The sequence below is a fragment of the Pseudoxanthomonas sp. YR558 genome (assembly GCF_900116385.1).
GTDB lineage: Bacteria > Pseudomonadota > Gammaproteobacteria > Xanthomonadales > Xanthomonadaceae > Pseudoxanthomonas_A.
In genome coordinates this window covers 2,323,499-2,338,864 of sequence record NZ_FPCI01000001.1, presented here as the reverse complement: position 1 = coordinate 2,338,864, position 15,366 = coordinate 2,323,499, and the positions used below count along the sequence as shown (strand labels likewise).

Genomic DNA, 15,366 nt, shown 5'->3' with positions numbered 1-15,366 from the left:
GTGAAGCGTGCCCGTGCTGCGACGACCGCCATGCCGCCTGAACATGTCGCGTGCTAGGCTCCGCGCACCTTTCTGGAGGGCTGACGCATGACGACCCGTATTCCGCTGTCCCTGGCACTCGTGGCCGCACTCGCCGCATCGCCCGCCTTGTTCGCCGCGTCGCCGGCGAAGACCGACGCTGCAGCGAAGGCGCTGCCCGCCGCCGATGTCGCCGCACTGGATGCCGCGCTGAAAGGCGACTGGCGCGATCCGAAGAACGTCGCACGCGATGCATACCGCCATCCGAAGGAAACCCTGTCGTTCTTCGGCGTCACGCCGTCGCAGACTGTCGTGGAAATCACGCCCGGCGGCGGCTGGTATTCCGAGGTGCTGGCGCCGTACCTGAAGGCGAAGGGCAAGTACGTGGCCGCCGTCGTCGATCCCGTCGCCGTGGCCGAGAAGAGCCGCAACTACTACCAGCGCGGCGTGGACAACCTGCAGAAGAAGTTCACCGACGGCCCGGCGCAGTTCGACAAGGCCGCGACCGTGAAGTACGACCCGGCTGCGCCGGTGTTCGGTGCCGCGGGTTCGGCCGACGTGGTGCTGACGTTCCGCAACGTGCACAACTGGCGCAAGGCCGGCCAGGCCGAAGGCATGTTCAAGGGCTTCTACGAAGTGCTGAAACCCGGCGGCGTGCTGGGCGTGGTGGAGCATCGCGCGAAGGCCGATGTGCCGGCCGACGATGACACCGGCTATGTCGGCGAAGCGCAGGTGATCGCGCTGGCCACCGCCGCCGGTTTCCAGCTGGCGGGCAAGAGCGACGTCAACGCCAACCCGAAGGACACCAAGGACCATCCGAACGGCGTGTGGACGCTGCCGCCGACCAACGACCATCCGGAAGCGGACCGCGCTAAGTACCAGGCCATCGGCGAGAGCGACCGCATGACGCTGCGCTTCATCAAGCCGGCCGCCAAGTAAGCCGGAACGCACGCGCCGTCGCGGCCTGCCGGGTCGCGGCGGCGTTGTCGTCTTCGCCGATGCTCATCGCCTTCAACAAGCCGTTCAACGTGCTCTGCCAGTTCACCGACCGCAGCGATCCGCCGCGGCGGACGTTGGCGGCGTTCGGCTTGCCGCCGCGCGTGTACGCCGCGGGCCGTCTCGACTACGACAGTGAAGGCCTGTTGTTGCTCACCGACGATGGCGCACTGGCGAACCGCCTGACCGATCCGCGCCACAAGCAGCCGAAGACCTACTGGGTGCAAGTGGAAGGCACGCCGACGGACGCGCAGCTCGAGCAGCTGCGGCGAGGCGTGGTATTGAACGATGGACCGACGCTGCCCGCGAAGGTCGAGCAGCTCGCGACGGCCCCCGCGCTATGGGAACGCGATCCGCCGGTGCGCTTCCGCAAGACCGTGCCGGATGCGTGGCTGGCGCTGACGATCACCGAGGGCCGCAACCGTCAGGTGCGCCGCATGACCGCCGCGGTCGGCCTGCCCACGCTGCGGCTGGTGCGCGCGGCGATGGGCGATGTACGGCTCGACGACCTTGCGCCCGGCACGTGGCGGGCGCTGTAACGATCAGGTGTCGGCGGAACGCGATGCGGTGCTGCGCGGACGGCGCGGCGCGCCGGTCTTGCGCGCTGACGATCCGTTGCCGTTGACCTTGCGCGCTTCCACGCGGCGCGACTTGCCTTCGATTGGCGCGTTGGCCTCATCGCGCTTGCGCTTGCGGTAAGCAACCAGGGCCAACAGTCCCACGCCGATGCCGGCCGCGACGGCGACGGCCGGGTTGCGCTTGACGAAGTTCACCGCGAGCTTGCCGCCGGTCTTGGCCACGCCCAGGGCGGCGCCGGTCTGCAGCAGCTTGTCCGCGCCCGGAACCGCATGCTTGATGCTGCTGCCCGCCTGGCTGGCGAGTTCCAGTGCGCGGTCGGTGATGGTGGTCAGCTTGCTCATGGGGGCCTTCCCTGAAGAGGTGGGTAGGTCGCCAGTGTCCGGTCGAGGATGTTTACGGGGTGTTAGTTCGTCGGCGCGGCGCTGGCCGCGGGCTGAACGACTTCGTCAGGTGCCGCGCGGCTTCGCCCGATGGGTGGCCTGGGCGCTCCACGGATCATCCGGCCACGGATGCTTCGGATACCGCCCCTTCATCTCCTTCTTCACCTCGGCATAGGTCGAGTTCCAGAAGTTGCGCAGGTCGGAGGTCACCTGCAGCGGTTTGCCGCCCGGCGACAGCAAATGCAGCAGGACGGGCACGCGGCCGTCGGCCACGCGCGGGGTATCGGCCAGGCCGAACAACTCCTGCAGCTTCACCGCCAGCACCGGCGGCTGGCCATGCGCATACTCGATGCGGCGTTCCATGCCCGACGGCACGGTGATCCGCGTGGGCGCCAGCGCATCGATCCGCTGGCGCAGCGACCAGTCGAGGCCGGACTTCAGCGCGTTCGCCAGGTCGTCCTCGCCCAGCGCATCCAGCCGCGTCTTGCCGGCGAAGGCGGGCTTCAACCAGGTGTCGAGCGTCGCCATCAACGCGTCGTCGGACAGGTCGGGCAGGCCGAGGTCGGGCATCCACTCGCGCAGGCAGCGCACGCGCTCGCGCCATTGCTGCAGCGATTCGGGCCACGGCAACGCGTCCAGACCGAGGTCGCGCACCGCATCGGTCAGCGCGGCGGCGGCGAGCACGGGATCCACGCGGCCGGCGGGCCGCGCGTCGAACACGATCTGGTCGAAGCGCGATTCGCGCTGTGCCGACAGCGCGCGCCGCGACGCATCCCAGCGGATGGTGTCCTCGGTGACGAAGCGATCGGCGAAGTCGCGTCGCAGGCGCCGTTCGTCCAGCGGCGCGGCCCGCTGCACGAGCGCGTCGCGCGCTTCGTGGCGAAGCTCGCTGACCACGATCCACGGCTCACCGACCAGCGCGCTGTCGTCGAACAGCCGTGCGCTGCGCCCGTTCGCCAGCAGATAGCGACGTGCGTCCTGCGGATGCTGGAAACCGATGCGATCCGGGAATGCATGCATCAGCACGTCGCCCAGGCGATGCGCTTCAACGGAAGATGGCGGCGATGCATTTTCGCGCACGCGGCGGCGCCACTGCTTCGCGGCGGCTTCGATAGCAGCAAGACCGGAACGATTCGCCTCCTGCGGTGCGCGGCCGCTGCGGAACGCCGCCAGCGCCCGCCAGCGCGCGGCCAGCGCATCGCCGCCCATCCGCAGCGGATCGCGCGCTTCGACCAGCGCGGCGAGGTCGCAGGCCAGCGCGCGGTCCTCGCCCTCGCCCGCCGATAGCAACATCGCCGCGAGCCGCGGATGCGTGCCGAGCGCGAGCATGCGCTTGCCCAACGGCGTGATGGCGTTCGTCGCCGTCAGTGCGCCAAGGCGGCGCAACAGGTCACGCGCGGCATTCATCGCGCCGGGCGGCGGGGCATCCACGAAGCGCAGGTCGTCGCTGCCCCACGCGGCCAGTTCCAGCGCCAGCGCACCGAGTTCGACCAGCGCGATCTCGGGCCGCCGCTGCGGATCCAGCCGCTGCGACTGCGGCCACAGGCGATAGGCCCACCCTTCGGCCACGCGACCCGCGCGGCCGGCGCGCTGGTCGGCGGAGGCCTGCGAGATGGTCGTTACTTCCAGCCGCGAGAACCCGCTGTTCGGATCGTACGAAGGCTCGCGCGCCAGCCCGCTGTCGACCACCACGCGCACGCCGGGCAGCGTCACCGACGATTCGGCCACGTTGGTCGCCAGCACAACGCGGCGTCGGCCCTGCGGATCCGGCTGCAGTGCTTCGGACTGTTTCTCCACCGGCAATTCGCCGTGCAGGGCGAGGACGACGATGTCCTGCGGCAGTGCATCCGCCAGCATCGTCGCCACGCGCGCGATCTCGCGCTGCCCAGGCAGGAACACCAGCACGTCGCCGGGATGCGCCTGCACGGCCTGTTCGATGGCGCGGCGCGCCTGCACGTCGGTGGGCTCGTCCCGGCGCGCGGGGAAGTGCGCGACCTGCACCGGGAAGCCGCGGCCTTCGCTGCTCAGCCGTGGCGCATCGAGGAACCGCGCCAGCTTCTCGCCGTCGAGCGTGGCGGACATCACGACGATGCGCAGGTCCTCGCGCAGTTGCGCCTGCACGTCCAGCGCCAGCGCCAGGCCGAGGTCGCCCGCCAGGTGGCGTTCGTGGAATTCGTCGAACAGGATCGCGCCGACGCTCTCCAGCATCGGATCGTCCTGGATCATCCGGGTCAGAATGCCTTCGGTGACCACTTCGATCCGCGTGTCCGGCCCGATCTTGTTCTCGAACCGGATGCGATAGCCGATCGTGTCGCCGACCGCTTCGCCCCGCTGCTTCGCCATGAAGCCGGCCGCCGCGCGTGCCGCCACGCGGCGGGGTTCCAGCATCACGATCTTGCGGCCCTGCAGCCACGGTTCGTCCAGCAGCGCCAGCGGCACCTGCGTGGTCTTGCCCGCACCGGGCGGGGCTTCCAGCACCAGGCGCGGATGGTCGGACAGGCTGCGGACGATGTCCGGCAGCAGTGGGGTGATCGGGAACGTCGGCGACGGCATGCGGCGCAAAGGATAAAGCCTGTGGTGCTTCTGTAGGAGCGACGTAAGTCGCGACCGCACGGCCAGATCAACTGCCGTCTAGGGAGACTTCCGATGGATGCGGACCTTTCATTCTTGCGGTCGCGACTTACGTCGCTCCTACAACAGCGGGCACCAAGGCTTAGAATGCGGCCATGGATCTCATCGACATCGGCGCCAACCTCACCCACGAAAGCTTCGACCACGACCGCAACGCGGTACTCCAGCGCGCGCGCGCAGCCGGCGTGGTGCAGCAGGTGGTCACCGGCGCCAGCCGCGAGCATTCACCGACGGCGCTGCGCCTGGCGCAGGCGCATCCGGGCGAGCTGTTCGCCACGGCAGGCGTGCATCCGCACCACGCCACCGAGTACACCGACGAATGCGACGCCGAGATGCGCGCGCTGCATGCGCATGCGGAGGTCGTCGCGGTGGGCGAATGCGGACTGGATTACTTCCGCGATTTCTCGCCGCGGCCGGCGCAGCGCAAGGCGTTCGAGCGGCAGTTGCAGATCGCGGTGGACACCCGCAAGCCGCTGTTCCTGCACCAGCGCGACGCGCACGACGACTTCGTGGCGATGATGAAGAACTTCGACGGCCAGCTCGGCCCGGCCGTCGTGCACTGCTTCACCGGCACGAAGAAGGAACTCTTCGACTGCCTGGACCAGGACTGGCATATCGGCATCACCGGCTGGCTCTGCGACGAACGCCGCGGCCTGCACCTGCGCGAGCTGGTGAAGAACATCCCGGCGAACCGGTTGATGATCGAGACCGACGCGCCCTACCTGCTGCCGCGCACGGTGAAGCCGCAGCCTTCGCACCGCCGCAACGAGCCGATGTACCTGGCCCACATCGTGGCCGAGCTGGCGCGCGACCGCGGCGAGGACATCGAGGTCACCGCCGCCGCCACGACGGCGACGGCGCGCGCGTTCTTCCGGTTGCCGGACGCCGGTTGAGGTCGGCGGCGCTCACTTGACCTTGCTGTCTTCGGACTTGGCCTGCTGCATGGCTTCCGGCTCGAGCTCCTCGGCGCTGCGATTGAGCCGCACGAACCCGCCCCATGCGAGCAGCAGCAGCGCAGCCGATCCGCCGATGGCGGCGACGTAGGGCAACTGGCGCGGGTCCTCGTGCATCAGTTCGAAAGTGGCCACCAGCGTTTCGATCGATAGCGCGATGACGATGACCACCAGGAAGCGCGACAGGTAGCGGCGTACACGCGTGGGTCCGCTGACCTTCACGTCGCGCTGCACCTCTTCCTCGAAGACCGTCTGCGCCAGCTCCAGCGCCACCAGTCCGATGGTGAGCATCCCGATGCTTTCCAGGACGCTGTCAAAGCGTCCGCGCAGACCGGCGTCATCCTGGGCCATCACGACGCCATGCCAAAGCTCGGCCGCCGCCAGAAAGACCAGCGCCGTCGCCGCGCAGGCGAACAGGACGATGATGGCCACGTGGCCGGCAAGGAAGAGCAGGTGCAGGTGCTTCATGACGTCGCCACCGTGGAGGTGGCGAAGCATGGAGGCAGGCGGCGTCAGGGCGGCGTGAAAGCCCGCCGACGCGTCGCCTGCGCGGCGCGCGGTCGGCTCAACCGGCGTCCGCGCGTCCTTCGCCGGCCTGCCACAGGGCCATCAGCCCCTCCCGGTAGTCCGCGTGGCGAGGCCGCCAGTGCAGCGCTTCCTGCGTCTGCCGTGGATCGATGCGCTTGCTCGCACCGTAGAAGCGCTGTCGTGCGGGCGAGGCGCGCGCGGCATCGTATGGCTCCGCCGGCGGCAATGGCAGGCCGCTGAGGTCGGCGGCAAAGGCGAGCACATCCTGCGGCGGTGCCGGCAGCCCATCGGCGAGCAGGTAGATCGCATCAGGCGCGCGGGTATGCCACAGCGAAGCGATGAGCGCGTCGCATGCGTCTTCGACATGGATGCGGTTGAACACCAGCCCAGGCTTCACCACGTGCCGCGCCTCGCCGTTGGCGAGCTGGCGCAGCGCGTTGCGCCCGGGACCGTAGAGACCCGCGAGCCGGAACACACCACATGCGATGTCGCGCCGGTGCGCCAGCGCCTGCCACTGCGCTTCGGCACGCAGTCGCGAACGCGCCGCGTCGTCGCTGCCATCGGCGATGGACGAGGCATCGACGATGCCGCCCTGCCGGTCCGCATAGACACCGGTGGAAGAGAGATAACCCAACCAGCGCAACCGATCGTTCGAAGCCAGCGCATCGGCGAGCAACGGCAGCGCGGGGTCGCCGTCCGCCTCCGGCGGCATCGAACCGAGTACTGCGTCGGCGTTCGCCAAGGCCGCGAGCAGGACCGCATCGACCGGCGCGCCGCCCTCGAAACGGCGACGCGAGGCATCCGAAGGATCGGGCGTCCGCGTAGTACCGACGCAGTCCACGCCCAGCGCGCGCAGGCGCTGCACGAAACGCGTGCCGGTGTAGCCCATGCCCAGCACGACCATCCGCCGCAGCCACGGCGGCGGCTCGGACATGTTCATGCGTTCCGTTGCTGCTCGTAGGCCTGCAGCGAGATCCACGCGGCCTGCAGCCGCGGCGCGTCGATACCCTGTGCGATGGCGCGATGGAGCATGTCGCCGACGATGTGCGCGGCTTCGACGCGCTGGCCGGCTTCCAGATCGCGCAGCATCGACGCCTTCATGGGCGAGCCAGCGGTCGTCAGCGTCTCGCGTGCCGATGCCCGTGCAGGCGGCGGCACCGGCTGGCCCGATGCGGCGGCGACCGCCAGGCATTCTTCGTGCAACGCGCCCATGAACGCCGTGCCGCCCTCGCCCGCCACGATCGTGCCGATCGGCGCGCGCATCAGGCAGGTGCCGGCGGCGAGCGCGGTGAGGAAGCTGTACTTCGTCCACTGCGCCTGCGCAATGTCCGACGTGTACAGGCAATCGACGCCGGCCTGCGCGCACGCGGCGGCGAGCGCCTGCAGGCGGCCATCCGAGGCCTGCCCGTCGCGTTCGCCGAAGGTCATCGATGCGGGTTTGCCGAGGTGCAGGATTTCGCCGTCTGCGCCCAGCGTGGCGCTGATGAAGCACAGCCCGCCGAGCACGTTGTCGAAGCCGAAGCGCGCGTCGAGCGGTTCGTAGTGGCGCAGGCCGTTGAGCAGCGGCAGCACGCGGGCACCTGCATCGACCGCCGATGCGATGGCCTCCATGGCGCTCTCGAGGTCGTAGGCCTTGCAGCTCAACAGGACCAGATCGAACGGCGCGGCATCTCGGAGTTCATCCGCAGTGATGACCTGGGCGGGCACATCCGCATCGCCCAGCGGGCTGCGGATGCGCAGACCGCGTTCGCGCAGCAGCGCCGCGCGCGCAGGTCGCACCAGGAAGCTGACGTCGATCCCCGCCTGCGCCAACCGGCCGCCGAAATAACCACCGGTGCCGCCGGCGCCGAGCACGAGCAGGCGCATCAGCTGCGCAGCCCCACGCCCTTCTTCAGCAGCCACAGGCCAAGCGCGGCCAGGCCGAACGCGAATGCCAGCATCAGCGCATAAGCGATCCACAGCGGCACGTCGCTGGTGCCGAGCAAGCCGTAGCGGAACGCGTTGACCATGTAGAAGATCGGGTTCGCGTGGGTCAGCGCTTCCGCCCAGGGCGGCAGCAGCGTCACCGAATAGAACACGCCGCCCAGGTAGGTCAGCGGGGTGAGGATGAAGGTCGGCACAATGGCGATGTCGTCGAACTTCTTCGCATACGCCGCGTTGACGAAACCGGCCAGCGAAAAGATCGTCGCGCCCAGCAGCACCGTGGTGATGGTCACCAGCGGATGCGGGATGCGCACTTTGGTGAAAAACATGGCGATCACCAGCACGATGGCGCCGACCATCAGCCCGCGCAGCACCGCGCCGGCCACGTAACCGAGCAGGATCACCCAGTTCGGCATCGGGCTGACCAGCAGTTCCTCGACGTGGCGGCCGAACTTGGCGCCGAAGAACGAGGAGGAGATGTTGCCGTAACTGTTCTGGATGATGCTCATCATCACCAGGCCCGGCACGATGAACTCCATGTACGTGTAGCCGCCCATGTCGCCAATCTGGCGGCCGATCAGGCCGCCGAAGATCAGGAAGTACAGCGTCATGGTGATGGCCGGCGGCACCAGGGTCTGGCCCCAGATGCGCAGGATGCGGGCGACTTCGCGGCGGACGATCGTGCCCAGCGCGACCATGTTCGGGGAACTCATGCCGCCTTCTCCTTGGCGCCATCGCCATTGCCGGTCATGCGCACGAACAGCTCCTCGAGGCGGTTGCTCTTGGTGCGCATCGAACGCACGCGGATGCCGGCGTCGTTGAGCGCGGCGAACACGCGGTTGAGGTCCATCGCGCGCGGCATGTCCAGGTCCAGTGTGTGCGCGTCGGTGGCGACCAGCGTGGTGCCCTCGATCACCGGCAGCTGCGCGGGCAGTTCGCCGTCGATGTCGAACAGGAAGCCTTCCACGTCCAACTTGGCCAGCAGCGCGCGCATCGGGCCCTGCTCGACGATCACGCCGTGGTCGATGATGGCGAGGTTGCGGCAGAGGCTCTCGGCCTCTTCCAGGTAATGCGTGGTCAAGATGATCGTGGTGCCGGCGGCGTTGATGTCCTTCAGCGTCTTCCACATGCCGCGGCGGATTTCGATGTCCACGCCGGCGGTGGGCTCGTCCAGGATCAGCAGCTTCGGCCGGGTCATCATGGCGCGGGCGATCATCAGCCGGCGCTTCATGCCGCCGGACAACGTGCGGCTCATGACGTGCGCCTTCTCCCACAGCTGGGCGCGCTTGAGTTCCTCCTCGGCCCGCACCAGCGCTTCGGCGCGCGGGATGCCGTAGAAGCCCGCGTAGTTCACGCAGATGTCGAGCGGCTTCTCGAACATGTTGAAGTTGATTTCCTGCGGCACCAGGCCGAGCAGGCGCATCGCGCCGTCGCGGTCCCGGTCGATGTCCACGCCGAACACGCCGACCTGTCCGCTGCTCTTGTTGACCAGCGAGCTGACGATGCCGATCAGGGTGGACTTGCCGGCGCCGTTCGGGCCCAGCAAGGCGAAGAAGTCGCCGGGTTCGACCTGCAGCGAGACGCCCTTGAGGGCCTGGACGCCGGTGTCGTAGACCTTGCGCAGGTCGGTGATGGCCAGCGCGGGAGCAGCGGACGATGCCGCAGGAGGAGACGCCATGGGAGCCTTGCGGTGCGCCGCAGGGGCGCGGTGGGAGTGCGAGCGCTTATTATAGGCGTCCCGCCGGGGCCGCCCCGGGCCACACAGTGTTCCAGCCGCCTTGGCGATCGCGCATTTCCCGTTGAAGCTCGTCGGACGCCGCATGCTGGCGCCCAGCGTGGGCCACTACAGCTTCGTCCGCGACGACGGGCAGCCACTGGACTTCATCCCCGGCCAGTTCATCCAGGTGCATTTCAGCTACGCCGACGGCACGGCGACCAAGCGCAGCTACTCGCTGGCGACGATCCACGACCATGCGATGGGCCCGGGCGAAGCCGTGGAGATCGCGGTCAGCTACGTACCCGGCGGCGCGGCGACGGCGTTGTTCGAAGGCCTGCCGGAGGGCGGCCACGTGGAGGCGAGCGGTCCGTTCGGCCGCTTCTGCCTGATGCCCGGCGACCAGAACCGGCGCTACCTGCTGATCGCCACCGGCACGGGCGTGACCCCGTACCGGGCGATGCTGCCGCAGCTGGATGCGCTGATGGCCGAACGCGGCGTGGAGGTGGTCCTGCTGCAGGGCGCACGCACGCCGGGCGAACTGCTGTACGGCGATGATTTCCGCGCCTTCGCCGATACGCATCCCGGTTTCCGCTTCGTGCCCTGCTTCTCGCGCGAACTGCCCCCCGATCCGCATGCCGACGTGCGCCAGGGCTACGTGCAGCAGCAACTGGCCGAGTTCGTACCCGATCCCGCGCGCGACATCGCTTACCTCTGCGGCAACCCCAATATGGTGGATGCCTGCTTCGACGCGCTGAAGGAACACGGCCTGCCGATCCCGCAGATCCGGCGCGAGAAGTACGTCAGCAGCAAATAGCACCGGACGCATCGGCCTTCGGTCACATCCGTCCCTCTGCCCCGTCATGGCATGCTGGAACCAGCCTACAACGGGACAGATACATGGAATTCCAGTTTCGTCGAACACTCGCGCCGGCCTTGGGCGCCTTGATACTCGCTGGTTGTAACGGCGCGGCCCCGGGCCCCGACCAGCAGGCCGTCCGCCACTACGGTGAGCTCTCGTTCAAGCCCTGCACACTGACCGCGCCCTACCTGACCACCAACGTCGAAGCACAATGCACGACGTACGAGGTGGCCGAGGATCCGGCCAAGCCGGAGGGCCGCAAGGTCGCGCTCAACATCGCCTGGCTGCCGGCCACCAACGAAGGCGCAGCGACCGAGGACCCGGTGTTCTTCCTCGCCGGCGGCCCCGGCCAGTCGGCCGTGCAGGTCTGGCCCGCCATCGATGGCGCCTTTCGCGAAGTGCGCAAGTCGCGCCACATCGTGCTGGTGGACCAGCGCGGCACCGGCAAGTCGAACCCGCTGTCCTGCAAGGACGATGAAGGCCGCAATGCCTACGGCGATGCCGAGGACATGAGCGAAGCGTCGGCGGTCGAATTCGCCCGCGCCTGCGCCACATCGCTGCAGGCCGATCCGCGCTTCTACACCACCACCGATGCGGTGCGCGACCTGGACAGCGTGCGCAAGGCGCTGGGCGTGGCGAAGATCAACCTGGTCGGCGGCTCGTACGGCACGCGCGTGGCCCAGCAGTACGCGATGCACCATCCGGACAGCACGCGCAGCGTGGTGATCGACGGCGTGGTGCCCAACGAACTCGTGCTGGGCAGCGAACATGCGCGCAACCTGGACGCCGCGCTGGCCCTGCAGTTCCAGCGCTGCCAGGCGGACGCGACCTGCAAGCAGCGCTTCGGCGACGACCTGCGCGGCCAGCTACGCACCCTGATGACCGGACTGGCGACCACCCCGGTGAAGACCGAGTACCGCGACCCGTCCACCGGCGAGCTGGTCACCGGCGAGGTCACCGCCGGCACGGTCGCAGGCATCACCCGCATGTACTCCTACTACCCGCAGGGCGCGGCGTTGCTGCCACTGGTGTTGAACGAAGCCCAGCAAGGCCGCTACGGCTCGTTAATGTCGCTGGCCAAGCTGCTGGAAACGCAGGTCGGCGACCAGTTCATGCACGGCATGCAGCTCTCGGTGATCTGCGCCGAAGATGCGGACTTGCTGAAGAACGATCCCGCCGACAGCGACACGGTGCTGGGCAACGCGCTCGGCGATACCCTGAAGGCGCAATGCGGCGCCTGGCCGACCGGCACGCGTCCGGCGGATTTCCACACCGCGTGGACCTCCGATATCCCGACGTTGGTGACGTCCGGCGAAATGGACCCGGTGACCCCGCCGCGCTACGGCGAGCAGGTGCTGCGCACACTGTCGAACGGCCGCCACCTGGTGCTGAAAGGCCAGGGCCACGGCACGTTCGCCGTGGGCTGCATGCCGAAGTTGCTGGGCCGATTCCTCGAGACGGCCGACGCCAAGGGCCTGGATGCCAAGTGCCTCGACAGCCTCGACTACGTGCCGCCCTTCACCAGCTTCAACGGCTGGGAGCCGTGAGCCGCGCCCTGCGCGCCCGCCCAACTCAATGGACATGACCTCATGATCATCGCCAACGATCTCCACAAGACCTTCAAGACGAAGACCGGCACCGTCACCGCGGTGGACGGCGTCAGCTTCACCGCCCGCGACGGCCAGATCACCGGCCTGCTCGGCCCGAACGGCGCAGGCAAGACCACCACCATGCGCATGCTGTACACCCTGATGTCGCCCGACCGCGGTCAGGTGACCGTGGACGGCATCGACGCCACGCAGGATCCGGTCGCGGTGCGTCGCGCGCTCGGCGTGCTGCCCGACGCGCGCGGCGTGTACAAGCGCCTGACCGCGCGCGAGAACATCGCCTACTTCGGCGAACTGCACGGCCTGTCGGCGGCGCAGATCGCGGCACGCACGCAAGCGTTGTCCGATGCACTCGACATGGGCGACATCCTCGACCGCCAGACCGAGGGCTTCAGCCAGGGCCAGCGCACCAAGACCGCGATCGCCCGCGCGCTGGTCCACGACCCGCGCAATGTCATCCTCGATGAGCCTACCAACGGCCTGGACGTGATGACCACGCGCGCGATGCGCGGCTTCCTGCGCCAACTGCGCGACGAGGGCCGCTGCGTGATCTTCTCCAGCCACATCATGCAAGAGGTCGCTGCGCTCTGCGACCGCATCGTCATCATCGCCAAGGGCACGGTGGTCGCCGCCGGCACCGCCGACGAGCTGCGCGAGCAGGCGGGCGAGGACAACCTGGAGGATGCATTCGTCAAAGTGATCGGTTCGGAGGAGGGCCTGGTGGCATGAACATGTTCCGTACCGTTTTCACCGTGATGCGTAAGGAATTGCGCGACCTCTCCCGCGATCGCCGCACGCTGGCGCTGGCCCTTTTCCTCGGCCCGCTGCTGTATCCGGCGCTGATGCTCGGCATGGGCTACCTGACCGAGAACCGCATCCGTACCCAGGTCGACAAGACGCTGGAGATCCCGATGGTCGGCGCCGAGCACGCGCCGAACCTGGTGAAGTTCCTCGCCACCAACGGCATCACCGCCGCAGCGGCGCCACAGAACCTGGATGTGGCAATCCGCTCGCAGGAAATCGATGCCGCGCTGCGCATCAGCCCCGACTATGCCGAAGACTGGCGCAACGGTCGTCCCGCGCTGGTTGAGATCATCCGCGACAGCACGCGTCGTGACGCGGACATCCCGACGCAACGCTTGCAGGCGGCGCTGAACGCCTACAGCCAGCAAGTCGGTGCGTTGCGCCTGCTCGCACGCGGTGTGGATGCGTCGGTCGCGCGGCCGGTCAACATCGGTTTGCAGGACATGGCCACGCCCGAGGCCAAGCAGGGCATGCTGTTGTCGGTGCTGCTGCCCTACCTGCTGATCCTGACGTCTTTCATCGGCGGCGCCTACCTGATCCTCGACGCAACGGCCGGCGAGCGCGAACGCCAGTCGCTGGAGCCCTTGCTGGCGACCCCCGCACCACGCAGTGCGGTCGTCAGCGGCAAGATCGCCGCCGCGTGCGTGATCGGCCTGGCCACCCTGCTGCTCACCCTGCTCGCTTTCAAGTTCAGCGCGCAGTTCGCTGGCACACTGGGACGGCAATTGAACGTGTCCTTCCTGGCGATCGGCAAGATGCTGCTGATCCTGGTCCCGATGCTGTTCATCGGTACGTCGCTGCTCACGTACCTGGCGGCGTCGGCCAAGAGCATGAAGGAGGCGCAGAGCCACATGACCTGGCTGATGCTGCTGCCGATGATCCCCACCTTCGCATTGATGGCAAACCCGCTGAAGAGCCAACTCTGGCAGTTCGCCGTGCCGTTCCTCGCGCAGAACCAGCTGCTGCTGAAGGTCATCCGCAATGAGTACATCAGCGCGCAGACATGGCTGATCTACGTGGGTGCTGCGTTCGGCGTGGCGGCCTTGCTGTGGTTCGCGGCGGTCCGGCGTTACCACCAGGAGAAACTCGCGATCGCCGGATGATGTCCGTGTCGGTTTCGTCCAAACGGCCACCGCGAGGTGGCCGTTCCCTTTCGGGTCCCGCTAAAAGGAAACGCCGGCGTGGAGCCGGCGTTTCCCGTTTCTAGTCAGGCGAGGATCAACCGCCCGGGCTGAAGCCGATCGTGCGGCGCGTGGTGACCGGCGCATCCAGTGGCTCGAAGCGCCAACGGCGCACGGCATTCAATGCTTCGCGATCGAAGACGCGGGCGGGCGTGGCGCGGACGACGCGCGCGTTGGTCACCGAGCCATCCGTACCGACGGTGATCTCGACCAGCACCTCACCCTGGGTACCGGACCGCAGGGCTTCGGTGGGATAGCGCGGTGCAGGCGTGCTGACTGCGCGCAATGCCTGGCTCGGTGCGGCCGCGGGTGCTGCCGCACGCGCTGCCGCAGCCTGGCGCTCGGCGGCCTCTCGCTGCGCGGCGGCCTGGCGCTCGGACTCCTGGCGCGCGGCTTCTGCGCGCGCGGCTTCCTGTTGCTGCGCGAGCTGCTGGGCGGCCGCGGCCTCGGTGACGCGCTGCTGCTCGGCTTGCTGGGTCAGGCGCTGCTGCTCCTTCAGCTTCGCGTCTTCAGCGGCCTTCGTTTTGGCGGCTTCGTCGGTGACGGCACGCTGCGCGACCGCCTGTTGGGCCGTGGTGATGCTCTGCTGCAGACGCGGCAACGCCGGCTGCTTCGGATCGGCCTTCTCGATGATCGCGGCCAGCCGCTGCGCTTCGGGAAATTCCTCGCGCGCGATGCTCTGTTCGGCGGCGATCACCGTGTAGGGCAACAGGTCCGTCAGGGCACTGGTGACGCCCGGATCGTTGGGGAGTTTGTCGCGCAGCGCGAGGTAGTACTCCATCGCGTTGTCGCCGCCAGGGGCATAGATACGGTTTTCGCGCAGCGCCTTGGTGGCCGCTTCGCGCAAGGCATCAGCATCCATGGCCTGGACTTGGGCGGACACCGCCGGCGGGGGCGGCGTAGCGGCAGGCGTAGCGGCAGTGGTTGCGGCCGGTGCTGCGGCTTCATCCTGCTTCGAGCAGGCGGCCACAGCAACGACCAGCAACAGCGGCGCGGCATAGCGCAGGCGCCCGGTCATGCGGATCAAGGACATCGTTTCTACTCCCCCAAAGAACGTTTCTAATGATGGCGATCCCCCAGCACCGTGTCTGCACGGCCCCGGGGTGGATCGAGTGGCGCTGGCCTGCGGTCCGGCCTCCTTCCCGACCGGAGGCCCAGGGGAGAGCGGTGCGATGCCTGTTTCGGGTACC

15 protein-coding genes are annotated in these 15,366 nt (G+C 68.4%); 7 read left to right on the top strand and 8 right to left on the bottom strand.

The window, feature by feature from the left end; all coding sequences use genetic code 11:
* Positions 1–87: 87 nt before the first annotated feature.
* Entirely contained in the window at positions 88–957 is an 870-nt protein-coding gene (locus tag BM365_RS10930; protein WP_093489106.1) for a class I SAM-dependent methyltransferase, read from the top strand.
* A 59-nt stretch (positions 958–1,016) separates the two neighbouring features.
* On the top strand, positions 1,017–1,553 hold the full coding sequence (locus tag BM365_RS10925) for a pseudouridine synthase (RefSeq protein ID WP_093489104.1): 537 nt from the start codon (positions 1,017–1,019) through the stop codon (positions 1,551–1,553).
* 3 nt (positions 1,554–1,556) lie between these two features.
* On the opposite strand, the gene BM365_RS10920 is transcribed toward BM365_RS10925, so the two are convergent.
* Positions 1,557–1,934 carry a hypothetical protein gene (locus BM365_RS10920; protein WP_093489102.1) on the bottom strand — a complete coding sequence of 126 codons (378 nt, stop codon included), beginning with the start codon at positions 1,932–1,934 and terminating at the stop codon, positions 1,557–1,559.
* Positions 1,935–2,039: 105 nt separating this feature from the next.
* A complete protein-coding gene (gene hrpB / locus BM365_RS10915) occupies positions 2,040–4,526 on the bottom strand; it encodes an ATP-dependent helicase HrpB (RefSeq protein ID WP_175502088.1) in 2,487 nt (828 codons plus the stop codon).
* A gap of 173 nt (positions 4,527–4,699) precedes the next feature.
* Between hrpB and BM365_RS10910 the strand changes: the two genes are divergently transcribed.
* The gene (locus tag BM365_RS10910; protein ID WP_093489098.1) at positions 4,700–5,497 is read left to right on the top strand and encodes a TatD family hydrolase; all 798 of its coding nucleotides are present in this window, start codon (positions 4,700–4,702) and stop codon (positions 5,495–5,497) included.
* A 12-nt stretch (positions 5,498–5,509) separates the two neighbouring features.
* Here BM365_RS10910 and BM365_RS10905 read toward each other — a convergent pair whose 3' ends face one another.
* The 5 genes from BM365_RS10905 to BM365_RS10885 form a co-directional block, all read right to left on the bottom strand.
* Positions 5,510–6,025, bottom strand: a complete 516-nt coding sequence (locus BM365_RS10905; protein WP_093489681.1) for a hypothetical protein — start codon at positions 6,023–6,025, stop codon at positions 5,510–5,512.
* Positions 6,026–6,122: 97 nt separating this feature from the next.
* The gene (locus BM365_RS10900; protein ID WP_343124174.1) at positions 6,123–7,019 is read right to left on the bottom strand and encodes a Rossmann-fold NAD(P)-binding domain-containing protein; all 897 of its coding nucleotides are present in this window, start codon (positions 7,017–7,019) and stop codon (positions 6,123–6,125) included.
* Between the two features lie 2 nt (positions 7,020–7,021).
* Positions 7,022–7,951, bottom strand: a complete 930-nt coding sequence (gene panE / locus BM365_RS10895) for a 2-dehydropantoate 2-reductase (RefSeq protein WP_093489094.1) — start codon at positions 7,949–7,951, stop codon at positions 7,022–7,024.
* A complete protein-coding gene (locus BM365_RS10890; protein ID WP_093489092.1) occupies positions 7,951–8,721 on the bottom strand; it encodes an ABC transporter permease in 771 nt (256 codons plus the stop codon). The genes panE and BM365_RS10890 overlap by 1 nt, the downstream gene beginning before the upstream one ends.
* Positions 8,718–9,686, bottom strand: a complete 969-nt coding sequence (locus tag BM365_RS10885) for an ABC transporter ATP-binding protein (RefSeq protein ID WP_093489090.1) — start codon at positions 9,684–9,686, stop codon at positions 8,718–8,720. Before BM365_RS10885 ends, BM365_RS10890 begins: the two co-directional genes overlap by 4 nt.
* Positions 9,687–9,786: 100 nt before the next feature.
* Here BM365_RS10885 and BM365_RS10880 point away from each other — a divergent pair, with 100 nt between their 5' ends.
* The 4 genes from BM365_RS10880 (at position 9,787) to BM365_RS10865 (ending at position 14,098) form a co-directional block, all read left to right on the top strand.
* Positions 9,787–10,539 carry a ferredoxin--NADP reductase gene (locus BM365_RS10880; RefSeq protein ID WP_255412346.1) on the top strand — a complete coding sequence of 251 codons (753 nt, stop codon included), beginning with the start codon at positions 9,787–9,789 and terminating at the stop codon, positions 10,537–10,539.
* An 83-nt stretch (positions 10,540–10,622) separates the two neighbouring features.
* The gene (locus BM365_RS10875) at positions 10,623–12,131 is read left to right on the top strand and encodes an alpha/beta hydrolase (RefSeq protein WP_093489088.1); all 1,509 of its coding nucleotides are present in this window, start codon (positions 10,623–10,625) and stop codon (positions 12,129–12,131) included.
* A gap of 42 nt (positions 12,132–12,173) precedes the next feature.
* Positions 12,174–12,920, top strand: a complete 747-nt coding sequence (locus BM365_RS10870; protein ID WP_093489086.1) for an ABC transporter ATP-binding protein — start codon at positions 12,174–12,176, stop codon at positions 12,918–12,920.
* Positions 12,917–14,098: an ABC transporter permease gene (locus BM365_RS10865; RefSeq protein WP_093489084.1), complete on the top strand. Its 1,182-nt coding sequence runs from the start codon at positions 12,917–12,919 to the stop codon at positions 14,096–14,098. Before BM365_RS10870 ends, BM365_RS10865 begins: the two co-directional genes overlap by 4 nt.
* Positions 14,099–14,213: 115 nt before the next feature.
* Here the strand turns inward: BM365_RS10865 and BM365_RS10860 are convergent, their stop codons facing one another.
* The gene (locus BM365_RS10860) at positions 14,214–15,203 is read right to left on the bottom strand and encodes an energy transducer TonB (RefSeq protein WP_093489677.1); all 990 of its coding nucleotides are present in this window, start codon (positions 15,201–15,203) and stop codon (positions 14,214–14,216) included.
* Positions 15,204–15,366 lie beyond the last annotated feature (163 nt).